This window comes from Ruegeria sp. B1 (assembly GCF_056535885.1).
The window spans coordinates 2,728,101-2,753,981 of sequence record NZ_JBQFJA010000001.1; the positions used below are offsets into that span (position 1 = coordinate 2,728,101).

23 protein-coding genes, 1 tRNA gene and 1 pseudogene are annotated in these 25,881 nt (G+C 58.3%); 17 read left to right on the plus strand and 8 right to left on the minus strand.

The features are described from left to right. Positions 1–211: 211 nt before the first annotated feature. The 3 genes from guaB (at position 212) to ACR3ES_RS13465 (ending at position 5,310) form a co-directional block, all read left to right on the plus strand. Complete coding sequence (gene guaB, locus ACR3ES_RS13455) at positions 212–1,660, plus strand: IMP dehydrogenase (protein WP_170437917.1); 1,449 nt, start codon at positions 212–214, stop codon at positions 1,658–1,660. A 92-nt stretch (positions 1,661–1,752) separates the two neighbouring features. Then, positions 1,753–2,910, plus strand: coding sequence for an RsmB/NOP family class I SAM-dependent RNA methyltransferase (locus ACR3ES_RS13460; RefSeq protein ID WP_480425475.1), 1,158 nt, complete (start codon positions 1,753–1,755; stop codon positions 2,908–2,910). Positions 2,911–3,018: 108 nt separating this feature from the next. Next, positions 3,019–5,310, plus strand: coding sequence for an ATP-binding protein (locus ACR3ES_RS13465; RefSeq protein WP_170437913.1), 2,292 nt, complete (start codon positions 3,019–3,021; stop codon positions 5,308–5,310). A gap of 6 nt (positions 5,311–5,316) precedes the next feature. On the opposite strand, the gene ACR3ES_RS13470 is transcribed toward ACR3ES_RS13465, so the two are convergent. Next, complete coding sequence (locus ACR3ES_RS13470) at positions 5,317–5,910, minus strand: sulfotransferase family 2 domain-containing protein (protein WP_170437911.1); 594 nt, start codon at positions 5,908–5,910, stop codon at positions 5,317–5,319. 191 nt (positions 5,911–6,101) lie between these two features. Between ACR3ES_RS13470 and recA the strand changes: the two genes are divergently transcribed. The 4 genes from recA to ACR3ES_RS13490 all read left to right on the plus strand — a co-directional run bounded on the left by recA (position 6,102) and on the right by ACR3ES_RS13490 (position 11,289). Then, entirely contained in the window at positions 6,102–7,166 is a 1,065-nt protein-coding gene (recA, locus tag ACR3ES_RS13475) for a recombinase RecA (protein WP_170437910.1), read from the plus strand. Positions 7,167–7,334: 168 nt separating this feature from the next. After that, a complete protein-coding gene (gene alaS / locus ACR3ES_RS13480; protein ID WP_480425478.1) occupies positions 7,335–10,007 on the plus strand; it encodes an alanine--tRNA ligase in 2,673 nt (890 codons plus the stop codon). Between the two features lies 1 nt (position 10,008). Continuing rightward, positions 10,009–10,296, plus strand: a complete 288-nt coding sequence (locus tag ACR3ES_RS13485; RefSeq protein WP_170437906.1) for a DUF1330 domain-containing protein — start codon at positions 10,009–10,011, stop codon at positions 10,294–10,296. A 420-nt stretch (positions 10,297–10,716) separates the two neighbouring features. After that, positions 10,717–11,289 (plus strand): transglutaminase-like cysteine peptidase, encoded by a 573-nt coding sequence (locus ACR3ES_RS13490; RefSeq protein WP_480425479.1) that lies wholly within the window; start codon positions 10,717–10,719, stop codon positions 11,287–11,289. A gap of 96 nt (positions 11,290–11,385) precedes the next feature. On the opposite strand, the gene ACR3ES_RS13495 is transcribed toward ACR3ES_RS13490, so the two are convergent. From ACR3ES_RS13495 to ACR3ES_RS13520, 6 genes and pseudogenes are all read right to left on the minus strand, one after another. Next, the gene (locus ACR3ES_RS13495) at positions 11,386–12,039 is read right to left on the minus strand and encodes a hypothetical protein (protein WP_480425481.1); all 654 of its coding nucleotides are present in this window, start codon (positions 12,037–12,039) and stop codon (positions 11,386–11,388) included. 300 nt (positions 12,040–12,339) lie between these two features. Then, complete coding sequence (typA, locus tag ACR3ES_RS13500; protein ID WP_170437900.1) at positions 12,340–14,157, minus strand: translational GTPase TypA; 1,818 nt, start codon at positions 14,155–14,157, stop codon at positions 12,340–12,342. A 76-nt stretch (positions 14,158–14,233) separates the two neighbouring features. Continuing rightward, entirely contained in the window at positions 14,234–14,569 is a 336-nt protein-coding gene (locus ACR3ES_RS13505; protein WP_170430613.1) for an SMR family transporter, read from the minus strand. Positions 14,570–14,942: 373 nt separating this feature from the next. Continuing rightward, a complete protein-coding gene (locus tag ACR3ES_RS13510) occupies positions 14,943–16,106 on the minus strand; it encodes an HD domain-containing protein (protein WP_170430611.1) in 1,164 nt (387 codons plus the stop codon). After that, positions 16,103–16,348, minus strand: coding sequence for a hypothetical protein (locus ACR3ES_RS13515; protein ID WP_170430609.1), 246 nt, complete (start codon positions 16,346–16,348; stop codon positions 16,103–16,105). The genes ACR3ES_RS13510 and ACR3ES_RS13515 overlap by 4 nt, the downstream gene beginning before the upstream one ends. After that, a pseudogene (locus ACR3ES_RS13520) lies at positions 16,348–17,000 on the minus strand (alpha/beta hydrolase). The gene ACR3ES_RS13515 and the pseudogene ACR3ES_RS13520 overlap by 1 nt, the downstream one beginning before the upstream one ends. Positions 17,001–17,180: 180 nt before the next feature. Here ACR3ES_RS13520 and iscR point away from each other — a divergent pair. The 10 genes from iscR to ACR3ES_RS13570 all read left to right on the plus strand — a co-directional run bounded on the left by iscR (position 17,181) and on the right by ACR3ES_RS13570 (position 25,008). Then, positions 17,181–17,639, plus strand: a complete 459-nt coding sequence (iscR, locus tag ACR3ES_RS13525; protein WP_170430605.1) for a Fe-S cluster assembly transcriptional regulator IscR — start codon at positions 17,181–17,183, stop codon at positions 17,637–17,639. A 51-nt stretch (positions 17,640–17,690) separates the two neighbouring features. Beyond that, complete coding sequence (locus ACR3ES_RS13530) at positions 17,691–18,734, plus strand: cysteine desulfurase family protein (RefSeq protein ID WP_170430602.1); 1,044 nt, start codon at positions 17,691–17,693, stop codon at positions 18,732–18,734. Positions 18,735–18,753: 19 nt separating this feature from the next. Next, complete coding sequence (gene sufB / locus ACR3ES_RS13535; protein WP_170430600.1) at positions 18,754–20,274, plus strand: Fe-S cluster assembly protein SufB; 1,521 nt, start codon at positions 18,754–18,756, stop codon at positions 20,272–20,274. Next, positions 20,274–20,477: a hypothetical protein gene (locus tag ACR3ES_RS13540; protein WP_170430598.1), complete on the plus strand. Its 204-nt coding sequence runs from the start codon at positions 20,274–20,276 to the stop codon at positions 20,475–20,477. The genes sufB and ACR3ES_RS13540 overlap by 1 nt, the downstream gene beginning before the upstream one ends. Positions 20,478–20,525: 48 nt before the next feature. Beyond that, positions 20,526–21,281, plus strand: a complete 756-nt coding sequence (sufC, locus tag ACR3ES_RS13545) for a Fe-S cluster assembly ATPase SufC (protein WP_170430596.1) — start codon at positions 20,526–20,528, stop codon at positions 21,279–21,281. After that, a complete protein-coding gene (locus ACR3ES_RS13550) occupies positions 21,281–22,561 on the plus strand; it encodes a SufB/SufD family protein (RefSeq protein ID WP_480425483.1) in 1,281 nt (426 codons plus the stop codon). The genes sufC and ACR3ES_RS13550 overlap by 1 nt, the downstream gene beginning before the upstream one ends. Continuing rightward, the gene (locus tag ACR3ES_RS13555) at positions 22,561–23,046 is read left to right on the plus strand and encodes a YIP1 family protein (RefSeq protein ID WP_170430592.1); all 486 of its coding nucleotides are present in this window, start codon (positions 22,561–22,563) and stop codon (positions 23,044–23,046) included. The genes ACR3ES_RS13550 and ACR3ES_RS13555 overlap by 1 nt, the downstream gene beginning before the upstream one ends. Beyond that, complete coding sequence (locus ACR3ES_RS13560; protein ID WP_170430590.1) at positions 23,043–23,609, plus strand: YIP1 family protein; 567 nt, start codon at positions 23,043–23,045, stop codon at positions 23,607–23,609. The genes ACR3ES_RS13555 and ACR3ES_RS13560 overlap by 4 nt, the downstream gene beginning before the upstream one ends. Before the next feature lie 12 nt (positions 23,610–23,621). Beyond that, complete coding sequence (locus ACR3ES_RS13565) at positions 23,622–24,842, plus strand: cysteine desulfurase (protein ID WP_170430588.1); 1,221 nt, start codon at positions 23,622–23,624, stop codon at positions 24,840–24,842. Between the two features lie 89 nt (positions 24,843–24,931). Then, positions 24,932–25,008: transfer RNA gene (locus ACR3ES_RS13570), tRNA-Arg, on the plus strand. Between the two features lie 243 nt (positions 25,009–25,251). Here ACR3ES_RS13570 and mepK read toward each other — a convergent pair. After that, positions 25,252–25,821: a peptidoglycan L,D-endopeptidase MepK gene (mepK, locus tag ACR3ES_RS13575; protein WP_480425484.1), complete on the minus strand. Its 570-nt coding sequence runs from the start codon at positions 25,819–25,821 to the stop codon at positions 25,252–25,254. Positions 25,822–25,881 lie beyond the last annotated feature (60 nt).

The window sequence follows — 25,881 nt, forward strand, 5'->3', positions numbered from 1 at the left end:
CTGCCTTTATTGATGAGCGCGTATTTCGGGCAAGATATGTATTTGCGCGCAAAGGGAAAGGGCAATCCGCGGCACGTTTTGGGCGTGTTGCGTCTTTTTGGAACGTGACGGTGCGCCTTGGTCGGCAACAACTTGCGGCGGGGGGCTTTTCCTTGGGTCAAATCCATGCCATAGGGTCACCGCCAAACGGGCTTTTGCATGGGGTTAACAAATGCAGATTCGTGAGGCACTCACCTTTGACGACGTTCTCCTGGTTCCGGGCGCATCCACTGTGCTGCCCGCGACGGCAGATACCACGACTCGCGTCACGCGCGAGATCACCATGAACATCCCGCTGCTCAGCTCGGCCATGGACACGGTGACCGAGGCGCGCATGGCGATTGCCATGGCGCAGGCCGGCGGCATCGGCGTTGTGCACAAGAACCTGTCGATCGAAGAGCAGGCCCGCGAAATTCGGCGGGTCAAACGGTTTGAGTCTGGCATTGTCTACAACCCCGTGACCCTGCGTGCGGATCAGACCCTCGCGGACGCGCAGGCCCTGGTCGAGCGGTACAACTTCACCGGGTTTCCTGTGGTTGAGGACGATGGACGCGTTGTTGGTATCGTCACCAACCGGGACATGCGCTTTGCAACCTCGGATGACACGCGGATCAAGGCGATGATGACCTCGGAAAATCTGGCCATGCTGCAAGAGCCTGCGGATCTGGAAGAGGCCAAAAGCCTGATGCGCGCCCGCCGGATTGAAAAACTGCTGGTGGTTGACGCCGAAGGCAAGCTGACCGGTTTGCTGACGCTGAAAGACACAGAACAAGCGGTGCTGAACCCGACCGCTTGCAAGGATCGGCTGGGCCGTCTGCGTGTAGCAGCCGCGACCTCGGTCGGGGATGCTGGGTTTGAGCGGTCCGAGCAATTGGTGGATTCGGGTGTCGACATCATTGTTGTCGATACCGCTCATGGCCATTCGCAAGGGGTTCTGGACGCGGTGAAAAGGGTCAAGACGTTGTCGAACGAGGTGCAGATTATCGCAGGCAACGTGGCCACGGGTGAGGCGACCCGGGCGCTGATCGATGCGGGGGCGGATGCAATCAAGGTCGGCATTGGTCCGGGATCGATCTGTACGACGCGCATGGTGGCTGGTGTCGGTGTACCGCAGCTGACGGCCATAATGGACTGTGCCGCGGCGGCGCAGGACGTGCCTGTAATCGCGGATGGCGGGATCAAGTTCTCAGGTGATTTTGCCAAGGCCATCGCGGCAGGCGCCTCCTGTGCCATGGTCGGATCGATGATCGCCGGGACGGACGAAAGCCCGGGCGAGGTCATCCTGTATCAGGGCCGGTCGTTCAAATCCTATCGTGGCATGGGCAGCCTGGGTGCGATGGCGCGCGGCTCTGCGGATCGGTATTTCCAGAAAGATGCGGCCAATGACAAGCTGGTGCCCGAGGGCATTGAGGGGCAGGTGCCTTACAAGGGCTCGGCCAGTGCCGTTGTACATCAGCTTGTGGGGGGCCTGCGCGCGGCCATGGGATACACCGGCTGCGCCACGGTGGAAGAGATGCGGCGGAACTGCAGCTTTGTGAAAATCACCGGGGCCGGTCTGAAAGAAAGCCACGTGCATGATGTTCAGATCACTCGTGAAAGCCCGAACTATCGGGTTATGTAGGCCACCGTGTATCAACGACGTCTGGACGGGTACGTCGAACCGCGAGTCTGAGGATCAAGACCGCGCGCCGCTGACTGCAAAGGAACACGAAAATGACACCTGCGGCCCGCGTTCAGGCCTCGATCGAAATCCTCGACGAGATTCTGTCCGGTGTGCCGGTTGAAAAAGCGCTTACGGGCTGGGCCCGGCGCAGTCGCTTTGCAGGGTCCAAGGATCGCGCAGCGGTTCGGGATCACGTGTTCAATGCAGTTCGACGCAAGCGGTCGTTTGCTGCCCTCGGCGGGGCAGAAACCGGGCGCGGTCTCATGATCGGTGCCATTCGTGTCTCTGGTTCTGATCCGGACACATTGTTTTCCGGGGAACGCCACGCTCCCGCGCCGGTTGAGGCACACGAAACCGCGCGTGATTTCGTCTCTGACGCCGAGCGATGTGATGTTCCGGAGTGGCTGTGGCCCCGATTTTGCAACTCGCTGGGTGAGGAGGCCATTCCGGCAGCGATCGCCTTGCAGCGTCGAGCGCCGGTGCATCTCAGGGTAAATTTACTCAAGTCCACTCGGGACAGTGCCATTGCGGCGCTGGCCCATGACGGCATCACGGCCCATACCCATCCGGCGTGTCACACGGCGCTGGAAGTTACCGAGGGTGCGCGCAAAGTCTCGCAAAGCCAGGCTTATCTTGACGGACTGGTTGAGCTGCAGGACGCCGCCAGCCAGGCTGTTGTGTCGTCGCTGACCCTTGAACCGGGCATGCGCGTACTGGATTATTGCGCGGGTGGAGGCGGCAAGACACTTGCACTTGCGGCGCATCGGGACGTCGCGGTGTTTGCACATGATGCAAACGTGCAGAGGATGCGCGATCTGCCGCTTCGGGCGGAGCGAGCTGGCGCCGATGTCACCGTCTTGTCCGCGGAGGGGATCGCCAGTGGTGCGCCCTATGACGTTGTTCTCGTGGATGCACCGTGTTCCGGCAGCGGCGCCTGGCGTCGCGCGCCCGCTGGCAAATGGGCTTTGACAGAAGATCGGCTAAAGGACCTGACCGGTATTCAGGCCGGTATTCTCGAAAAAGCAGCCTTACTGACCGAACCGGGCGGGATGTTGGCCTATGCGACATGTTCCATGCTTGACGACGAAAACGGTGCTGTTGTGGACAGCTTTCTGGCCAGCCACCCGGTCTGGCGGGAAAAATTCCGCAAATCCTGGCGGGTGACACAGGGTGTGGACGGCTTTTTTGTTGCACATTTGACGCGATAACTCTTCCATAGGTAACAACCATGGGAAGAGTATCTTGTCAGCCTTCGTTAAACCGGTCTTAACCAATTTGGGGTCGTTTCTGCCCGACCCCATTGCCCAGAGCCGTTCATGTCCGACATCACAGAGCACTTTTCTGATCCCTCTCTTCGCAAGACGCCACAGTTCGGACGGTTTGTGTCCCTGCTGCTGCTGGCGGTGCTTTTGATCACGACGCCAGCGCTTGGGGTATTGCCAGCAGATTGGAACATGGGGCTGTTGGTTGTGGGTGGCTCTTTGCTGGCGGTCGCTGTCGGGACGGTGATCAAAGGGCAACTAACCAAAAGGGCAACCCGCAAAGCGACCGCGCTGATGGCGGCATTTGCGAAACAGGACCCGTTTCCCAGCCTGATTGCCGATGCGCAGGGTCGGGTGCTGGTCGCTAATCCAAGAGCGCAACAGCGCCTACATGTTGAGCCGGGCATGAGTATCGTCCGGTGCCTGCGCTCGGTCTTTGCCAATCCGTCTGTGACTGTGCTGCGACTGCAATCTCTGGCCGAAACGCGAGGGAGCGCCAAGGAAGAGATTGCCACGCGCGACCATATTATCCCGGTTTCGGTTTTCAAACTGGCCAAGGGCGCGTTTTGCTGGCGTTTTGGCATGGATGAAATCAGCCCCTGGAGCGATGTAAGCCTGCCCGTCCTGACGGTTGGTCGGAGCGATGTCGTGCTCTATTCCAACCCGGCAGCCGAACAGCTTTTGGGATTCCGGCCGGGGTCTCTGGATCAGGTTTTCGGGGACGACTCACCGGATAGCGGGGCGATCTGCCGGGTTCCCACCCAGGCTGGGCAGACCTCGGTTGCAGTGTCTTATCTTCCCCAATCCGGCAATGCGCGAAATCTCGTCCTTCTGCCGCTGCAGGACGATCCCACGGTGCAGGAAGGTACGGCCTTTGCAGACCTCCCCGTACCGATAATGTATCTCTCACCCGAGGGCACCATTCTCGAGGCCAATCGGTTGGCGGCCAAACTGCTGGGCGACATCAGGTTGTGTGACACCCATATCGGGCAGATCATGCAGGGGATGGGTCACCCGATTGTGGACTGGCTGGCCAGCACCGCCAACGGCGAAGATGCGCCGCGCTCGGAGTTTTTGCGGCTGACCAGAGATGACAAGGAGATTTTTGTTCAAGTCACGCTCAACCGGGTCCTCAGCGATGGTCAGCTGCGCCTCATAGCTGTCCTGAACGACGCGACGGAACTCAAGACGCTGGAAGCACAATTTGTTCAGGGTCAGAAAATGCAGGCCGTCGGTCAGTTGGCCGGGGGAGTTGCCCACGACTTCAACAATCTTCTGACGGCCATATCCGGGCATTGCGACCTGCTGTTGCTGAGACATGACCAGAACGACCCGAACTATGGCGATCTGATTCAAATCAACCAGAATGCCAACCGCGCGGCCGCTCTGGTCGGGCAGTTGCTGGCGTTTTCCCGCAAACAGACCTTGCGGCCGGAAGTTTTGGACCTGCGCGACACGATCTCCGACCTGATCCATCTGCTGAACCGCCTGGTCGGTGAAAAGGTTCAACTGACGCTGAGCCATGATCCGGTCCTCAAATCCGTCAGGGCCGACAAGCGCCAGCTTGAGCAGGTGTTGATGAACCTTGTCGTCAATGCGCGCGATGCAATGCCCGATGGTGGTGAGATCCGGATCGAAACTGAAGTTGTAAATCTCACATTGCCGTTTTTGCGGGATCGCGCCACCGTGCCGGTCGGCGAATATGTGACGGTCAAGGTGATCGATCGCGGTGTCGGCATATCGGCGGACAAACTGCAGAAGGTGTTCGAACCGTTCTATACGACGAAACGCACAGGCGAGGGCACCGGCCTTGGATTGTCGACCGCTTATGGGATCGTCAAACAAACCGGCGGGTTCATCTTTGTGGACAGCGTCGTGGGGCAGGGGACCGAGTTCACGGTGTATCTCCCGGTCTGCGACACCAAAACGGATGTCGAACCACATGCCGCCGACCTGCCCGACACCAAAACCGCGCGTCAGGGCGAGGGGGTCGTTCTGCTGGTTGAAGACGAGGCCCCGGTCCGCGCCTTTGCGACGCGGGCCTTGCGGCTCAAGGGGTATACGGTGCTCGAGGCGGAATCCGCCGAGGACGCTCTGACACTGCTTGAGGACGTCAACCTGAACGTGGATGTTTTTGTGACCGATGTGGTCATGCCCGGCATGGATGGGCCGACCTGGGTGCGCAAAGCCATGGAAACGCGGCCCGACGTGCGGGTGGTGTTTGTATCGGGCTACACCGAGGGGGCGTTTGGCGGCGCAGGTCCCGAGATGGCAAATTCCACCTTCTTGCCCAAGCCGTTTTCGCTGAACCAACTGACCGAGGCCGTGTTTCAACAGATGAATTGAAGGTCGCTAACGGGCGGCCTCGTGAATGTCGAATTCTGCCGCGTGGGACTGGCGGAACATGCGTTCTGTTTCACCGGAAAGAGTTAGGTCGCCGGGCGGAGACACATTTTCCCGTTGCAGGGTGATTCTGAGGTTCAGGCGGTCTTCCAGAAAGCTCAGGATGTTGTCCTGATGCTCGTATTTGAACACGTGGCTGGCGCCAAACCCGTTGCTGCGGGTGCGAAAAAATTGGCTCTGGCTTCCGACATCGGCAAATTCGGGCCGCGGGTTCTGCATATAAGCGCGAACAAATACGTCAAAGCTGAGGTCGCGGGTGGAATGTGGATGCCCGACGCGATCCTGCCGGCTGCGAAACCTGTACCAGCTGCCCAGCCAGTCCAAAGGCTCGCGGACGACCGCCATGATCTCCATCTCTGTATCGTACATTTTGCGAAACATATTCTGAAAGAACCGATCATATCGACGCACCGGGGCGTGTTTCAGTTCGGGCGGGCCCGTGATCACCAGATCGGCCCGGTCGCGCAAGGCTGAATGGTAGGCGGTGCTGCCGGTTTTCGGAACGGCCAGAAACGCAAGGCGTTCCTTATAAAAAACAAGCATTTAAACGTCTCTATTTGCGAGGTCTTTCCATCTCAGAGTGTCGTAAACGACTCCTTAATACAATTGCAGAACAGTGAGTTCCGTAAGTTTTTATTGAAATGTTCTCTTTTTGGTCCCATAAGGAACAAGAGGCGAACAAAGCAGCGATTGCCGCCCGGCCAAGGGTGTGACAAAAGGAAAGAGACAGGACAATGGCGGATCTTCTGACGATGAGCGACAAGAAAAACGCGGACAAGCAAAAGGCGCTGGACAGCGCGCTGGCGCAGATCGAACGGCAGTTCGGCAAAGGCTCGATTATGAAACTGGGTGACGACACCAAACAGGAGATTGAGGCAAGCTCGACCGGCTCATTGGGACTGGACATTGCGCTGGGTATCGGCGGCCTGCCAATGGGTCGGATTGTCGAAATCTATGGACCCGAAAGCTCGGGCAAGACGACGCTGACCCTGCACTGCATCGCCGAACAGCAAAAACGGGGCGGCGTCTGTGCCTTTGTTGACGCCGAGCACGCTCTGGACCCGCAATATGCGCGCAAGCTGGGCGTTGATCTGGATGAGTTGCTGATCTCGCAGCCTGATACCGGTGAGCAGGCGCTTGAGATCACTGATACGCTGGTCCGATCGGGCGCGGTGAACATGGTCGTGGTTGACTCGGTTGCGGCACTAACACCGAAATCCGAGCTTGAGGGCGACATGGGCGACAGCAGTGTTGGCGTGCAGGCCCGATTGATGAGCCAGGCGATGCGCAAGCTGACCGGCTCGATCAACCGTTCGAACTGCATGGTGGTTTTCATTAACCAGATCCGGATGAAAATCGGTGTGATGTTTGGCAGCCCCGAAACCACAACTGGCGGTAACGCCCTGAAATTCTACAGCTCGGTTCGTCTGGACATCCGGCGCATCGGTGCGATCAAGGATCGCGATGAGGTTGTTGGCAACCAGACCCGCGTCAAGGTTGTCAAAAACAAGGTGGCACCGCCGTTCAAACAGGTGGAATTCGACATCATGTATGGCGAAGGCATATCCAAAATGGGCGAGCTTCTGGATCTGGGGGTCAAGGCGGGCGTGGTCGAGAAGTCGGGTTCTTGGTTTAGCTATGGCGACGAGCGGATCGGGCAGGGGCGTGAGAACGCCAAGCAGTATCTGCGCGACAATGAGCGCGTGGCGCTGGAAATCGAAGACAAGATTCGTGCCGCCCACGGGTTGGATTTTGAGATGCCGCCCGGAGCCGAGGAAGATGACATCCTAGAAGCCTGACGACCAGGTCGGACCCAGCCCAGACGCGCTGGTTCAAGTAACTTTTCAAAAACAGGGCGGTCCGAGCGGGCCGCCTTGTTGCATTCTGCGGCGCCTCTCCTGTGGACACTCCGGGGGTGCAGGGCTAAACCTGCGCAGAACCTTATGAATGCGCGCTGAGAGAGCCTGATGCCCACGCTGAACGATATCCGCTCAACCTTTCTGAACTATTTCGCCAAGCAGGGTCACGAAGTGGTTGCGTCAAGCCCGCTGGTGCCGCGCAATGACCCGACCCTGATGTTCGTGAATTCGGGCATGGTGCAGTTCAAAAACCTGTTTACAGGTGTCGAAACACGTGACTATCAGCGCGCCACAACCGCTCAGAAATGTGTACGCGCCGGCGGCAAGCACAACGATCTGGATAACGTCGGTTACACCGCACGCCACCACACGTTCTTTGAGATGTTGGGGAATTTCTCGTTCGGGGACTACTTTAAGCCCGAGGCGATCCCCTTTGCATGGGAGTTGATCACCAAAGAGTTCGGCATCGACAAGAACCGGTTGCTGACCACGGTCTACCATACCGATGACGAGGCATTCGAGATCTGGAAAAAAGTCGGCGTGCCCGAAGACCGCATCATCAGGATCGCGACCAATGACAATTTCTGGCAGATGGGGCCCACTGGACCTTGTGGCCCGTGTACCGAGATTTTCTACGACCATGGCGATCACATCTGGGGTGGCCCGCCGGGATCAGCCGAAGAAGACGGCGACCGGTTCATCGAAATCTGGAACATCGTTTTCATGCAGAACGAGCAGTTCGAGGACGGCTCGATGGTTGAACTGGACATGCAGTCGATCGACACGGGCATGGGACTGGAACGGATCGGCGCCTTGCTGCAAGGCAGTCACGACAATTATGACACCGACCTGTTCAAGACGCTGATCGAGGCCTCGGCCGATGCGACGGGTGTCGATCCCTATGGCGACCAGAACGTGCATCATCGGGTGATCGCCGACCACCTGCGGTCAACCTCATTTCTGATTGCGGACGGGGTGATGCCGTCGAATGACGGGCGAGGCTATGTGTTGCGGCGGATCATGCGCCGGGCCATGCGGCACGCGCATCTTTTGGGCGCAAAAGATCCCGTGATGCACCGGCTTGTTCCGACACTGGTTCAACTGATGGGCGCGCAGTATTCCGAGCTTGGGCAGGCGCAGCCGCTGATCGAAGAGACGCTGTTGCTGGAAGAGACTCGATTCAAACAGACACTGGATCGCGGTCTGAAACTGCTGGACGACGAGGTTGCAGGCTTGGCCGAAGGCGCACCCTTGCCGGGCGACGCGGCCTTCAAACTCTACGACACTTATGGGTTCCCGTTGGACCTGACGCAGGATGCGCTGCGCGAGAAAGGCCGGACGGTGGACACGGACGGGTTCGATTCTGCAATGGCTGAGCAAAAGGCCAAAGCTCGTGCTGCCTGGGCCGGGTCCGGCGAAGCGGCGGATAAGGCAGTTTGGTTTGACGTGCTGGATGCGGCAGGGGCCACGGATTTTCTGGGTTATGATACGGAAAAAGCCGAAGGTCAGGTGGCGGCTCTGGTCGTGGACGGCCAACTGGTCGAGAGGATCGAGCAGGGTGGCAGTGGCTGGGTCGTTGTAAACCAGACACCATTTTATGGTGAAGCAGGCGGTCAGGTCGGTGACACGGGCGAAATCCGTCGCCTGGATGAGCGCACGGATGTGTCTCGGGTCACCGACACTCGGAAATTTGCCGAAGGCAAAGTCTACGCACATAGTGTGACTGTTGACCACGGGATGCTGTCCAAAGGCGATGCGGTTGAGCTTGAAGTCGATCACGCACGCCGGACGGCGATCCGAGCCAACCACTCGGCAACCCATCTTCTGCACGAGGCGCTTCGCGAAACGCTTGGGGATCATGTGGCGCAACGCGGGTCCTTGAATGCGGCCGACCGGCTGAGGTTCGATTTCAGCCATTCCAAGGCGCTGACTTCGGATGAGTTGCAAAAGGTCGAGCGCGAAGTGAATGATTTCATTCGCCAAAACTCGTCCGTCGAGACCCGAATCATGACCCCGGATGATGCGCGTGAGCTGGGCGCTCAGGCGCTGTTCGGTGAGAAATACGGTGACGAAGTGCGCGTTGTGTCGATGGGCAAGGCACCCACGGGCAAGGGGCAGGATGGAGAAACCTGGTCGATTGAGCTGTGCGGCGGGACGCATGTGCGCCAGACCGGTGACATCGGTACCTTTGTCGTGCTTGGCGACAGCGCCAGCAGCGCGGGCGTTCGTCGGATCGAAGCATTGACCGGAGATGACGCATTCCAATACCTCTCGGCGCAGGATCATCGGCTGTCACAGTTGGCCTCGGAGCTCAAGGCGCAGCCCGAAGACGTTGTTGTCCGGGTGAAATCGCTATTGGACGAGCGTAAGGCGCTACAAAATGAAGTGGCGCAATTGCGTCGCGACCTGGCCATGGCCGGCGGTGCCGGACACGGCAACAGCGCTGAGCCGCATGAGGTGAACGGCGTCAAGTTCCTGGCTCAGGCGCTAACCGGTGTATCTGGCAAGGACCTGCCCACGTTGATCGACGAGCACAAATCCCGGTTGGGCTCTGGCGCGGTCTTATTGATCGCCGATACCGGTGGCAAGGCTGCCGTCGCCGCAGGTGTCACATCCGATCTGGCTGACCGGATTTCAGCTGTGGATCTGGTCAAGGCCGCTGTGGCGGAACTGGGCGGCAAGGGTGGCGGCGGTCGTCCTGACATGGCGCAGGGTGGGGGCCGGGATGCCAGCAATTCCGGCGCGGCCATTAAAGCCGCCGAACAAGTTTTGGGAGGATAACATGCCTGCACTTTGGATCGCACATGTGACAGTCACGGACGCAGAGGCGTATGGAAAATATGCCGAACTGGCCGGGCCAGCGCTGGCCAAACACGGGGGCGAATTCATCGCCCGCGCTGCGCGGTACGTTCAGCTTGAAGGCAAAGAGAGACCCCGCAACGTAGTGGCCCGGTTCCCGTCGCTCGAGGCGGCTGTGGAATGCTATAACTCGGCAGAGTATCAGCAGGCCCTTGATCACGCACGTGGCGCCAGCGAGCGTGAACTGGTTGTCGTCGAAATCACCGATTGAGAGTCGTCTTGCATCACAGTTTGCTCACAGTTTCGTTAACTGTGCCGAAAGTAAGCGATTTTTTGCTCAAGGTGTCGCCGTCGATTATGTCAAGCATCTGGCGGTTCGTGGCGTGAGTAATATTTCATAATTGTCATACAATTAAGCTACTTAGAGTGTTTTCCTTAAAGGTTTTCGCGTTCCAATTGTGGCCGGGCCACCCTAATTCTTGCGCGAAATGGTCAAATTAAGGGACGAATTTCCGCCTTTTTTCCCCGTCAAGCTTCTCAGAGATTGCGCTGCCGAGCCTGTTTACGCTTAGTTTGTGAAAACTAAATAATGTCCGGTTTGACCGCAATCGCTGGGAAAAACTAGGATCGAGGGACAGGCATGACAGCGTTTGGCAGCGAGTTTAGGACCGCATTTGGGCGGATTGCGTCAATGTCGGGGCGCGCAGTTGGAATGCTGGCCTTGGTAGACAGTTCCCTTTTCCTTGCATCTGAGGCCGCCGCGACAGAGGGCGCGTTCATCACCGCCGTAGCAGCGTCGCCGCCGCCATCCGGTGCGAACCAACTGTGCCGTCAGTATAGTTGGGCGTGTGCGACCAAACGTTCCGTTGCGATGTCCAGCCAGCAGGAAATGCAGATTATCAAGCAGATCAACCGCCAGGTGAACGCATCGACCCGCGAAGTGACGGATCAGTATCAGTATAAAACGCGCGAACGCTGGGCTCTGCCGACATCCATGGGTGGGGATTGTGAGGATTTTGCCCTGCTTAAGAAGCGGGATCTGATCAAAGCCGGTATCGACCCCAACAAACTGTTGATCGCGACGGTGTTGGATACGCGCCGAAATGCCCATGCTGTTCTGGTTTACCGCTCTGCTCAAGGAGATTTGGTTCTGGACAACCTGACGAACCGCATCAAACCGTGGTCTGCAACCCGCTATCTGTTCCTGCGCATGCAGGATCCGAAACAGCCGCGTCGTTGGGTTGGTGTTTACGGGCGAAGCTGAGACTGAAACTTGACCTAGTCCTGAGATTTAGAAGCCCGGCGCATGGATACTCCAGCACCGGGCTTTTTGATTCATGATTACCGGGTGTCTTGATATTCAGTCGGCGGGAGCAGGGTCAGGAGCGCTTACGCCGGTGCCAGTGCCATCCTGTCCGCCGGTGCCAGTGCCATCCTGTCCGCCGGTGCCAGTGCCATCCTGTCCGCCGGTGCCAGTGCCATCCTGTCCGCCGGTGCCAGTGCCATCCTGTCCGCCGGTGCCAGTGCCATCCTGTCCACCCGTGCCAGTGCCATCCTGTCCGCCGGTGCCAGTGCCATCCTGTCCGCCGGTGCCAGTGCCATCCTGTCCACCCGTGCCAGTACCATCCTGTCCGCCGTCGTTGTTACCACCGCCGTCGTTGTTGCCGCCGCCGTTGTTGCCGCCGCCTCCACCGCCGCCTTCTTCAGACGCACCATCGCCGGATCTCTGATCGGAAACACCAATCGATGCGGTGGGGAAGTCGGTCAGAACAGCCGCAAAAGCCGGGCAGACTTGCAGCGTCTGTGCCAGGATGTCTTCAAAATCCGCGCGGCGCTGGATGTAGCGCAGCATCCTGGAATCAACGACCTTGCAGGCACAGAGTGTTTCTGTGGACACGGATTGTCTGGCCGTTTTGACCGTGCACATTTCTGCGGCTTGGGCGGGTGCAGCTGAAATCATGGGCGCTGCTGCCGAGACAAATACAAAAGATAACAAACGGGACTTAATACGCATAACGCGTCTCCTCGGAACTCATTACTCAACCACCTCGTTCTTATGCGCCAAATGAGTCGGGCATGTATGAACGACGTCACACTTTGGACATAAATACACCTTTCTCCGGCCCGATTTACAATAGGCAATTGAGGTGATGGAGAGTGTCTTAACTCTTCCAAAGGTAGAATGTACAGTAAAAACAGGCGAAAAAACTTACCTAGCGGCAGGTGATACAATTCCCATCATTTTTGGAATGGATGAAAAAATGTCACACTAATGCCATTGTTTCTTGCTCGGCAACGTACATGGGCACGTGCGTCAGGCTGATTTGGCCATCCGCTTGCGCTCATGCGGGTCCAGAAACCGCTTGCGGAGGCGCACGGCGTTTGGAGTGACCTCGACCAGCTCATCATCATCGATATAGGCAATGGCTTCTTCCAGCGAAAACTGGACCGGTGGTGTCAGTCGCACAGCTTCGTCAGACCCGCTGGCGCGGACGTTGGTCAGTTTCTTGCCCTTCAGGGGGTTCACTTCCAGATCGTTATCGCGGGAATGCTCGCCGATCACCATGCCTTGGTAGACATCCGTCTGAGGGCTGACAAACATCCGGCCACGCTCTTCGAGGTTCCAGAGCGCATAGGCTACGGCCTGGCCTTTCTCCATCGAAATCAGAACACCGGCGCGACGACCCGGGATCGGGCCTTTGTGTGGGGCCCATCCATGGAACACGCGGTTCAGGACGCCGGTGCCGCGTGTGTCAGTCAGGAATTCTCCGTGATATCCGATCAAGCCCCGTGAGGGGACGTGTGCGATAATGCGGGTCTTTCCAGCGCCTGCCGGGCGCATCTCGGCCAGTTCGCCCTTACGCGCACCGGTGACCTTTTCGATCACCGAACCTGAGTATTCGTCATCCACATCGATGGTAACTTCCTCGATGGGTTCGAGACGCTGACCGTCTTCCTCGCGGAACAGGACCTGCGGGCGCGAGATGCTGAGTTCGAACCCTTCGCGGCGCATGTTTTCGATCAGTACACCCATCTGCAATTCGCCGCGGCCGGCAACCTCAAATGCTTCGCCACCGGGGGTGTCGCTGATTCGGATGGCCACATTGGATTCGGCCTCTTTCATCAGACGGTCGCGGATCACGCGCGACTGCACCTTTTTCCCGTCCCGGCCCGCCAGCGGCGAATCGTTTATGCCGAATGTCACCGAGATGGTGGGAGGGTCAATCGGCTGGGCGGGCAGGGCCTGGTCGACCTGAGGCGCAACCAGCGAGTCGGCCACCGTGGCCTTGCTCATGCCGGCGATGGTGACGATGTCGCCCGCTTCGGCACTGTCGATGGGCTGCTGGCTCAGTCCGCGAAAGGCCAGGATCTTGGAGGCCCGGAAATTCTCGATCAGCGTGCCATCCCGGCTGAGGGCCTTGAGGGTGTCGCCGGTTTTCAATGTACCGGTTTCGACACGACCGGTCAGGATGCGGCCAATGAACGGATCACTGCCAAGCGTAGTGGCCAACATTCGGAACGGTTCATCTTTGTGGGCGGCCTGCTGTGGCGCAGGGACATGATCCACGATCAGATCAAACAGGGCGCTCAGATCCTTGCGCGGTCCGTCCAGTTCCATATCGGCCCAGCCGGATCGGCCGGAGGCGTACATGGCCGGAAAGTCCAACTGGTCGTCATCGGCGCCCAAATTGGCGAACAGGTCAAAGCACTCGTCCAGCGCGCGGTCCGGTTCTGCATCGGGTTTGTCGACCTTGTTCAACACCACGATCGGGCGCAAACCCAGAGCCAGCGCCTTGGAGGTCACGAATTTTGTCTGCGGCATTGGCCCCTCGGCGGCATCGACCAGCAGGACAACCCCGTCGACCATGCTGAGGATACGCTCGACCTCACCCCCGAAATCCGCGTGGCCGGGGGTGTCGACGATGTTGATCCGGGTGCCTTTCCACTCGACCGAAGTGGCTTTGGCCAAAATGGTGATGCCGCGTTCCCGTTCCAGATCGTTGCTGTCCATGGCGCGTTCGGCCACGGCCTGATTTTCCCGGAACGCGCCGGATTGCTTCAGCAGCTCATCCACCAGCGTTGTCTTGCCGTGGTCCACGTGAGCGATGATTGCGATGTTGCGCAGGTCCATGAGAGGTCAGCCTTTGAACGGGAAGTTGCCCGGCGCATAACGCGGTGCGGCGAAATATGCCAGCCCTATCGGGTGTTCAGTGGCCAGCCGTCTTGGAAAACAGATGAATAACCAGAATACCGGCAAGAATCATCGACAATCCTAGAACCGCGGGCCCGTCCAGTTTCTGACCGAAGACAACAAAACCGATAATCGCAATAAAGAAAATGCCAAGACCGGACCAAACCGCATAGACAATACCAACCGGCATGACCCTGAGCGTCAGCGCCAGCAGGTAAAATGCGCACCCGTATCCCACAACAACCAGAACCGATGGCCACAATCGGGTGAATTGCTGACCGGCCTGCAACGCGGTCGTGCCAATCGTTTCCGCGACGACGGCCAGTAGCAGGATCAAATACGCTTTGGGCATCTCAAATACCTCTGCACGGGGTTACACAGCCGGGTTGAGCACGAATTTCTGATATGAGGCAAGAGGCTTCGGGCGCATTCTTACAGACGCTTGGGCAGTCAGGTCAGGTTTACCTGACTTTAGGTAAATCGGTTTTTGTGTACCATCATCTTCGTTGTTAGTGATTTGTTAACGAGTATTGTTTCATGACCACATTTGTAAAATCCGTCATTGTTGCTTCGGCACTGATCGTGGCGCTTGGGTGGCTTGCAGGCGGGGGGTCCGTCAAGACTGATGCAGCCCATTCAGTTCAACAGTTAATGGTAGGGTAGTGTAGCGCCCGCCGGATACACCACGAAAAAGGAGCCTTCCGGCTCCTTTTTCTTTTGTAGTGTCAGGTGGTTGGCACTTGGTTGGCTGCGAAATGCACAACCAGCTGCGGCTCCAGCCAGGCCCAGATCTGCGGTGCCCCGGTTTCGATCGCGGACCGGACGCGGGCTTCAAGCTGGGGATACGTGACGTTGTAGTCGATCCAAGAGCCGCCATCGGTTTCCAGATTGGCAATCGGGGTCTGAAGCCGGTCGACCGCCTTGGCAAATTGCGAATCAGGGCTGTTCGCGCATTCGAACTCGCGCCACAAGTCATGCAGGGCCGCGCCTTGGTCTTGGGGCAGCAGACCAAACAGGCGGCACGCGGCGGCGTTTTCCGCCGCGGCCTGCGCGCCATGATCGACCTGCCCATGTATCGGGTGGTCGCCTGCATCTATTTCGACAATGTCGTGCAGTAAAAGCATGCTGAGAACGCGCTCGATCCGGACATCCCCGCCCGCCTGATCCGCCAGTACCCAGGCGTACAGCATCACATGCCATGAATGCTCGGCAGAGTTTTCGAACCTCTGCGCGCCAATCAATCGCGACGCGCGCATGACCGATTTCAGCTGATCCGCCTCGGTCAGGAACGGCAGCCGATCCGTGAACGAGTTCTTGTCTGTCTTGCCGCCACTTTGCAGGGCGCGCGCATGGTCATAGGCTTGCGGAAAGGCTTGAGCCAGATAGGCGGCGCGCCCGTCTTGCAGATTGTCCCGCACAACAGCCAAATGATCCGGGCGGGGCTGATCTGCACACAGAACCTGAAACAAGGGCTGGCATCGATCCAGGATCTTGGCAAACCGGGCATCCGGTGTCTCGTCAGCCTCAAACTCGTGCCACAGCACCAGAAACTGGTCGTACTGATCCTTGGGCAAGAGCCCAAACAGCTCCCGCGCGGCCAATTGCTCGGCCTGCGCAACGGCGGCCCAATCGGTTTTCAGATGGATAGGGTGATCGCCGACGATGATCTCGACCAGATCATGCAACAACAGCATGCGGATCACCCGGTCGATGGACACCTCTGAATCGGCTAGCGGGGCCATCACCAGCGCCCACAACGCCAGGTGCCAGCTGTGTTCGGCTGCATTCTCGGCGCGGCTCTGGTCGAGCAGGACATTGGCGCGCTCAACCGTTTTCAACCTGTCTGCCTGTTTCAGGAATGCGATCTGTGCCGCCAGGCGGTCGGTCATTGCTTTTCGATGGCCTTGAGTTTCGACCTGTGTTCCGAGAGCCGTTTGATCACGAATTGGCGGGCCTTGCGCTCGGCCAGACGAACCCGGATCTCGGTCAGATAGGCTTCTTCCAGTGACTGCGAGGCCGCGCCCAGAACCTCGCCGACCTCGACAAAAAAGCGATCCTCTCCCGTCTCATCCATAACCTTCATCGTGTCTTCGGCCAGTTTGGCCGCAAGAGTGGTGATGGTGTCGGACATCAGCGCGTGGTCTCGGTCAGGCGGCGTTTCACATAGTCGCTGACATTGGTGATCAGCGTGTCCATGTGGCGGTCCTGAAAAAATGATCCGCGCTCTCGACTTCGGTATGGGTAATGGTAATGCCTTTTTGCTCGTGCAGTTTGCTGACCAGCGCGGTTGTGTCGGTCGGTGGCGCAACGCGGTCTGCGGAACCGTTTATGATCAGACCCGAAGACGGGCAGGGCGCCAGGAACGAAAAGTCGTACATATTCGCGGGCGGCGACACGCTGATAAAGCCGGTGATTTCGGGACGGCGCATCAACAGTTGCATGCCAATCCACGCCCCGAACGAGAATCCGGCAACCCAGCAGTGTTTCGAATTGTTGTTCATCGACTGCAGGTAATCGAGCGCCGAGGCCGCATCGCTCAGCTCACCCACGCCCTGATCGTATTCGCCCTGACTGCGCCCCACACCACGGAAATTGAACCGCAACACAGTAAAGCCCATGTTGTAGAACGCGTAGTGCAGGTTGTAGACGACCTTATTGTTCATGGTCCCGCCGAATTGCGGGTGCGGGTGCAGCACGATGGCGATCGGTGCGTCTTTTTCCTTTTGCGGGTGGTAGCGGCCTTCCAGGCGGCCTTCGGGTCCGGGAAAAATCACCTCGGGCATGTGTGCTTTGGTCCTGTCTTTTTTCTCTGCTGGCCCAGGGGGTATACTTGACGATATCCGCTTGGCACCTTAGAATGGTTCTAATTATTTCACATCGCGCAATGACGTTGCTCGTCGGAGATACGCACTGGCTGCGGCGGCGTCAATGTTTTCGCGCGGGCTTGTCGCGAGGGACAGATTATGAAGCTGTCGACCAAGGGTCGTTACGCCATGGTGGCCTTGGCCGACATCGCGCTGCAATCCCCCGATGCACTTGTTACTCTTGGCGAGATTTCCGAACGTCAGGACATCTCTCTTCCCTACCTTGAGCAGCTGTTTGTCAAGTTGAGACGGGCAGAGCTGGTCGCCTCGGTTCGGGGTCCCGGTGGGGGATATCGCCTGGCCCGACCTGCGTCAGAGATTCGCGTGGTCGAGGTGCTTTCTGCGGTGGATGAAACCGTGGATGCGATGCATAAGGGGGCGGGTGCGTCTGGCGGCTCTTCGGGCAGTCGGGCGCAATCCATGACCAACCGTCTGTGGGAAGGGCTGAGCGCGCATGTCTACGTGTTCCTGCACCAGACTCGCTTGTCCGATGTCATCCAGAATGGTCTCGCGCCCTGTCCGGCCGTCCCCAACCTGTTTGCTGTTGTGGATGACTGAGTCATTGAACCTCGACCAGCAGACAAGCTGTGAGCGGGGAAAGACGTGTCCATGAAACGCGTATACCTGGATCACAATGCCACCACGCCCCTGCGGCCCGAAGCGCGCGAGGCGATGACCGCGGCCATGGATGTCTGCGGGAATCCCTCGTCGGTCCATGCAGAGGGCCGCGCGGCCAAGGCCGTCATCGAGCGGGCGCGCGCACAGATCGCGACGGCGTTTGGTGCGGATGGGGCGGATATCGTGTTCACCTCGGGTTCGACCGAAGGCGCGGCCCTGACATTGGCTGGGCGCGATCTGCATGGCGCTGCCATTGAACATGACGCGGTACGGGCCTGGTCGGTTGAGGATCTGAACGTGTCCGGCAAGGGGGGGGTCGCTGTTCAGGATCCTGCGCGGTCCACTCTGCAATTGGCCAATTCGGAAACCGGGCTGGTCCAGGACCTGCCGGACGGCTTGGCTGTTACGGATGCGACCCAGGCGTTTGGCAAGCTTCCGATTGCGTTCAACTGGCTGGGGGCGCAAGTGGCGCTGGCCTCCGCGCATAAACTGGGCGGGCCCAAGGGTGTCGGGGCCGTTATCATGAAACGCGGGACCGATCTGGCGGCGCAGATCCGGGGCGGTGGGCAAGAGATGGGGCGGCGCTCGGGGACGGAAAATGTCATTGGAATAGCGGGCTTCGGGGCCGCCGCCGAAGCCGCGGCGCGCGATCTGAGCGACGGTGTTTGGGATCGAATCGCAGAACTTAGAAATATTCTAGAAAGTGCTCTTGAGGCTGGAACTAAATCACCTATTTTTGTCGGGAAAGGCCAGACGCGCCTTTCAAATACCTCGTGTTTTGCAAGTCCCGGTTGGAAGGGTGAGACGCAGGTGATGCAGATGGACTTGTCGGGTTTTGCGATCAGCGCCGGCTCGGCCTGTTCCAGCGGCAAGGTACGCGCAAGTGCGGTGCTGACCGCGATGGGATACGATGAGGTGACAGCAGCCAGCGCGATCCGCGTGTCGCTGGGTCCCCAGACAACGGAAGAAGACGTGCTGCGTTTCGCCGAGACGTGGATTGAAAAAGAGAAAAAGCATCGCGCGCGAGCAGCGTGATCTGACGGAGGGTTAAGATATGGCCGCTTTGGACCAGACCCAGGTGAAAGAGGGTGTCGATCAGGAAACCGTGGATGCGGTGCGTGAGGTCGGGACCTACAAGTACGGCTGGGATACAGATATCGAAATGGAATATGCGCCAAAAGGCGTGAATCCGGATATCGTGCGGCTGATTTCAGAAAAGAACGAAGAGCCGGAGTGGATGACCGAGTGGCGCCTGTCGGCCTTTGAGCGTTGGACAAAGATGGACGAACCCAAATGGGCCATGGTTCATTATCCGCCCATCGATTTTCAGGACCAGTATTACTATGCGCGTCCGAAATCGATGGAGGAAAAGCCCAAGTCTCTGGACGAGGTTGATCCGAAACTGCTGGCCACTTACGAAAAGCTCGGTATCCCTTTGAAAGAACAGATGATTCTTGCAGGTGTCGAGGGCGCTGAGGCGGCGCCGGCCGAAGGCCGCAAGGTTGCGGTGGATGCTGTGTTCGATTCGGTTTCCGTTGGGACAACCTTTCAGGATGAATTAAAGAAACATGGGGTGATCTTCTGCTCGATCTCCGAAGCGATCCGTGAACATCCCGAACTGGTGAAAAAGTATCTTGGGACGGTTGTGCCGGTCTCGGACAATTTTTATGCGACACTGAATTCGGCGGTCTTTTCAGACGGATCTTTTGTCTACATTCCACCCGGCGTGCGCTGCCCGATGGAGTTGAGCACCTATTTCCGCATCAACGCCGAAAACACCGGCCAGTTTGAACGCACGCTGATCATCGCCGACAAAGGCTCGTATGTGTCCTATCTGGAAGGGTGCACCGCACCGCAGCGCGATACGGCCCAGTTGCACGCCGCGATCGTCGAAATCATCGTCGAAGAAGACGCCGAAGTGAAATATGCCACCGTTCAGAACTGGTTCCCCGGGGACGAAGAAGGCAAGGGTGGCATCTACAACTTTGTGACCAAGCGTGCCGATTGCCGGGGCGACCGCTCCAAAGTCATGTGGACGCAGGTCGAAACCGGCTCGGCCGTGACGTGGAAATACCCGTCCTGCATCCTGCGGGGCGACGAAAGTCAGGGTGAATTCTACTCGATCGCGATTACCAACAACTATCAGCAGGCCGATACCGGCACCAAGATGGTGCATCTTGGGAAGAACACCAAATCCCGGATTGTGTCCAAGGGGATCAGCGCGGGTAAGGCGCAGAACACCTATCGTGGTCTGGTCTCGATGCACCCAAAGGCAAAAGACAGCCGCAACTATACGCAGTGCGACAGCCTGCTGATCGGCGACAAATGCGGGGCGCATACGGTTCCGTATATCGAGGTCAAGAACAACTCGTCTCGCGTGGAACACGAAGCGACGACGTCCAAGGTGGACGATGATCAGCTGTTCTACTGCCGCCAGCGCGGCATGGACGAGGAAGAGGCCGTGGCATTGGTGGTTAACGGGTTCTGCAAGGATGTGTTGCAGGCCCTGCCGATGGAGTTTGCGATGGAAGCGCAGCAGCTTGTCGCGATTTCGCTGGAAGGCTCGGTCGGTTGATGACCCGCTCACCCCGGAACGGCAACCGTAAGGACGATGTGTTGACCGTGCTTGGATATGCTCTTCCGGTTCTGGGCGGGTTGCTGGGCATGGTCTATGTCAACACCAACTATATGGACTTTATCAACCCGGTATGGGCCGTGGGCGGCGGGGCGATCCTAGGTTGGATCGCGGCCCGGCTGATCCGCCGGCTGCTGGGGTAGGAAACGATTGGGGCCACACAGCCCTTGCGATACGCAAAAGGACGAAAAATGCTGGAAATTAAGAACCTGCACGTGAAACTTGAGGAAGAAGACAAGCAAATCCTCAGCGGTGTCGACCTGACGGTTGAGGCTGGCAAGGTGCATGCAATCATGGGCCCGAACGGGTCAGGCAAGTCGACCCTAAGCTACGTGCTGTCGGGCCGCGACGGGTACGAAGTGACCGAAGGATCCGCCACGCTTGAAGGCGAAGATCTGCTGGAGATGGAACCCGAAGAACGCGCAGCCGCCGGTGTGTTTCTGGCGTTCCAGTATCCGGTGGAAATTCCGGGTGTCGGCAATATGACTTTCCTGCGCACTGCCGTGAATGCGCAGCGCAAGGCGCGCGGAGAAGAGGAATTGTCGGCCGCAGACTTTCTGAAAGAGATTCGCGCTAAAGCCAAAGCGCTGAAGATCGATGCGGATATGCTGAAACGGTCGGTCAATGTCGGCTTTTCGGGCGGTGAGAAAAAACGCAACGAAATTCTGCAGATGGCCATGCTAGAGCCAAAAATGTGCATTCTGGACGAAACCGATTCCGGTCTGGATGTCGATGCCATGAAACTGGTGGCCGAAGGTGTGAACGCGCTACGCGACGCAGGACGCGGCTTTTTGGTGATCACGCATTACCAACGCCTGCTGGATCACATCAAACCGGATGTCGTGCACATCATGGCCGACGGGCGCATCGTGAAATCCGGTGGCCCTGAGCTGGCGCTTGAGGTCGAACACAACGGCTATGCCGATATTCTGGCCGAGGTGAACTGATGGCGTTACCGGAATTCAAACAGACAGAGACCGAGGCGCGGCTGGCCGCGCTGACCATGCCGGATGCCGGCTGCACCCGCGCTGCACGCGAGGATGCTCTGGCCCGTGTTTTAGAGACCGGCTTGCCGGGGCGTCGTGACGAATACTGGAAATACACCAGACCCGACACGCTGGTGGCGCCGGTTGCACCGCAAGCGGCCGTGATTCAGGATCCCGAGGCTCTGGTCTTCGACGATATGGATTGCCTGAAAATCGTGTTTGTCGATGGTGTCTTCAGTGCCGCGGACTCGGACGAATTGGCCCTCGAAGGTGTTAGCATTGATCGCCTGGAAGACATCTGTTGCAAAGACATTCACTGGGCCCGGGACCTTTATGGTGTGCTCGAAACGCGGGGGCAGACCCCTGTTCAACGTCCTCTGGCGGCCTTGAACACCGCGTTCGCCTCGGATGGTGTGGCGATCCACGTCAGCGGCAAGCCGTCCAAGCCCATCAACTTTGTCTATCGGCATGCCTCGGAAACCTCGGATGCGATCTTGCATCACGTCATCCGTGTCGAAAGCCACGCTCAGGTGACGATTCTGGAAACCGGCCCGGCGGCCTCGCGGTTCAACAAATGTATGGAGATCGATATCGTCGACAGCGGCACGCTTCATCACGTGCGGGCCCAGGGTCCGGATCACGAGCGCCGCGCAGCGACGCATATGTTTACGCGTTTGGGAACAGAGTCCGTCTACAAATCCTTCACTCTGACCGTGAACGGTGTCCTGACACGGAACGAACAGGTGATCGAGTTGACCGGTGACGACGCTGTTGCGCATGTGGCGGGGGCTTGCGTCGGGGATGGCGATTTCCATCACGACGATACTGTTTTCGTGACGCATGATGCGGTGAACTGCGAAAGCCGCCAGGTGTTCAAAAAAGTTCTGCGCAACGGGGCAACCGGCGTTTTCCAGGGCAAAATCCTTGTCAAGGAAGGGGCACAGAAAACGGACGGCTATCAGATCAGTCAGTCCTTGCTTTTGGACGGGGACAGTCAGTTTCTCGCCAAGCCGGAACTTGAGATTTATGCGGATGACGTGGCCTGTTCGCACGGCTCCACATCCGGAGCAATCGACGAAGAGGCTCTTTTCTATCTCCGGTCCCGCGGTGTGCCGACCAAGGATGCCACCAATATGCTGACCCTGGCCTTTCTGGCCGAAGCGGTTGACGAAATCGAAGATGCCGATCTGGCCGAAGCCATTGTAGACCGTCTGGAGGGGTGGTTGGCACGGCGCAGCTGATGTCCGTTTCGACAGACATTGTGGCGACGTACCGGGGGCCGGGGCGTGTTGTGCGCCGTTTGCTGGACATGGGCCCGCGCGAAGACCGCGCGCTGGCCTTTTTGATGGCGTTTTGTGTGGTCGCTTTCATTTCGCAAATGCCCGGTCTTGCCCGGCGTGCCCATTTGGAAAGTCTGGAACTGAACATGCTGCTTGGTGGGGCGTTGATGGGCTCGGTGTTCATCTTGCCGCTGTTCTTTTACGCGCTGGCCCTGGTTTCGTATTGGGCAGCCCGTCTGGCAGGAGGGCGCGGAACGGCCTACGGTGCCCGACTGGCCCTGTTCTGGGCTTTGTTGTCTTCGGCTCCACTGGTGTTACTTAATGGTCTTGTGGCCGGGTTTATCGGTCCGGGACCAACTTTGACTTTTGTAGGTATTGTTTGGGTTGCTGTTTTCGTCTGGTTCTGGTTATCCGGTCTGAGACAAGTGCAAAGGTCTGAGGCATGAACACGGTTTTCCTGAGCAATCTGGCGGTCTTGACGCTGACCAAACCGGCCGAGGCTGCCCGCCGTCTGATGGACATGAAACCCGGGCGCGAAGTCTTGTGGCTCGCGTTCTTTCTGGCGGTTGTGCTCAATTGCATGGTCCAGTTGGGCATCGACACTCTTGTTCAGGTTTCCGACGCGGATGGGTTGACGGAACCCGACCCGGTTCCATTGATATTGTTGAAATCCGCAGGCGCCATGATGCTGAGCATCCTGGCTTTTTTGTATGTTGGGCGTCTGTTTGGCGGCACCGCCAGCTTCGACGATATGATGGTGCTGACAATCTGGCTGCAGTTCCTGCAGGTTGCGGCCTTGTTGGTCTCGCTGCTGGTTGGCCTTGCGCTGCCGTTCTTCGTGCTGCCACTGACGCTGGCCATTGCGTTGTTGAGCCTCTACATCACGCTACATTTCCTGAATGAGGCGCACCAGCTTGGGTCGCTCGGCAAATCATTTGTGGTGATCCTTCTGTCCGGCCTCATCGCGGTTCCTTTTGTCCTCATGTTGACCCCATCCGGGCCCGCCTAGGAAGACACGACTATGTATGATGTGCAGAAAATTCGTTCAGACTTTCCGATCCTGTCGCGTCAGGTGAATGGCAAACCGCTGACCTATCTGGACAATGGCGCATCGGCGCAAAAGCCGCAGGTGGTGATCGACACGGTGACCCGTGCCTATGCCGAAGAATACGCAAACGTGCATCGCGGCCTGCATTACCTGTCCAATCTGGCCACCGAGAAATACGAGGCTGTGCGCGGAACGATTGCGCGGTTTCTAGGTGTCTCGAACGAGGATGAGATCGTTCTGAACTCCGGCACGACCGAGGGGATCAACCTCGTCGCCTATGGCTGGGCCATGCCACGTCTGGAGGCCGGGGATGAGATTTTGCTCAGTGTCATGGAGCATCACGCCAACATCGTGCCCTGGCACTTTCTGCGCGAACGTCAGGGCGTTGTGTTGAAATGGATCGATGTGGACGCGGATGGCGGGCTCGACCCGCAGGCGGTGATTGATGCCATCGGACCAAAAACCAAACTGGTTGCATTGACGCATTGTTCGAACGTTCTGGGCACAGTTGTTGACATCAAGGCCATCACCGAAGGCGCCCACGCCAAGGGCGTTCCCGTTCTGGTGGATGGAAGTCAGAGCGCCGTGCACATGCCGGTCAATGTTGACGATATCGGATGTGATTTCTACGCCATCACAGGGCACAAGCTCTACGGCCCCTCAAGCTCGGGCGCGATTTTTATCAAGTCCGAACGCATGGCCGAGATGCGCCCCTTTATCGGCGGCGGTGATATGATCAAAGAGGTCAGCAAGGACCAGGTCATCTACAACGACCCGCCGATGAAATTCGAAGCCGGAACGCCCGGTATCGTGCAGATCATCGGATTGGGGGCTGCCCTCGACTACATGATGGATCTGGGGATGGAGAATATCGCAGCCCATGAGTCCGGGTTGCGAGATTACGCGATGCAGCGCCTGACTGGCCTGAACTGGCTGCAGGTGCAGGGCACCCGGCCGGACAAGGCCGCGATTTTCAGTTTCACGCTGGACGGGGCCGGGCACGCGCATGACGTATCCACCATTCTCGACAAGAAAGGTGTCGCTGTGCGCGCAGGTCATCATTGCGCGGGACCGTTAATGGATCATCTGGGCGTGACGGCAACATGTCGTGCGAGCTTTGGCCTCTATAACACCACGGATGAGGTCGACACCCTGATCGACGCCCTGGAACTGGCCCATGATTTGTTTGCCTGAGGCGGCCTGTTTGGGATGACCTCACCCTGCGGCGTGCTCGCGGATTTGCAGTTGCACACGGATCGGAACGAGGTTAGCTAACGGCCTAGGCACCTGTAGCTCAGCTGGATAGAGCGCTGCCCTCCGAAGGCAGAGGCCAGAGGTTCGAATCCTCTCAGGTGCGCCACGCCTTTTCCGTGAATCTTGTCCCCCGCTTCGTGCTGCAGGCAGTTACTTGGTGTTACCTAAGCCTGTGAGTAAAGGACTTTGAGCTGCGACTGGAGAGCGAAATCAGGGAGAGCCTGAAGCACGGGATTTTGGGGCTGTCTGTGTTAAATTAGAACGCTCAAGAGACCAAGCGCAAATCAAATACGGTCCCAAGCAATTTCAGGACCTAAAGGCAAGGGCAGTTCGGGTTAACGAGCGCTACTCAGCCGCGCCAGGTGCGGATGACACCGCAATCCATGTGGACAAAGTTCGAGCGGTAATATTGACCGACGCCGCCCGCGCGGCAGGCCATGGCCGCCTTGGCCACCTGAGACACTGATCGGGAAGACAGACGCAGGTCCGCTGCCTGACCCTGCATGTGCAGCGAGTTCCGCGCCACCCGGCGGGACTTTGACCGCAGCATGGCATTTGTCTGCGGCGACCGATAGCCCGACAACAGCATGTAAGGCTCGGTTACATCCAGCATGTTGTGTGCCGCTGCCATGATGTCCACAGCGCGCAGGTCCATCGACTTGACCTGATCCGTGCGCCAGTCCCGCATGAAGTGGTTCACTTCCTTGACGGCGTCCTTGATGTACTTGCCATCGACCCAGTAGATCATATCAATCCGCTCGCCGGTACGACCGGAATACATCCGAATACGACGGATGTCGCCGCCGCCGCGAAGAAAACCTGCTGCCTTGGAATAGGTGGGTGCCGCTGTAACCACTGTTGCCGCAAATGCGCCCAATAGGGCACGCCGGGTCAACCCCGAAGTACTGCTCTTGGTCATTTTGTGTTTCGTCCCGTACTGTTCCTGCCTGCACACGATGTTACGTGCACTGTCTTAATT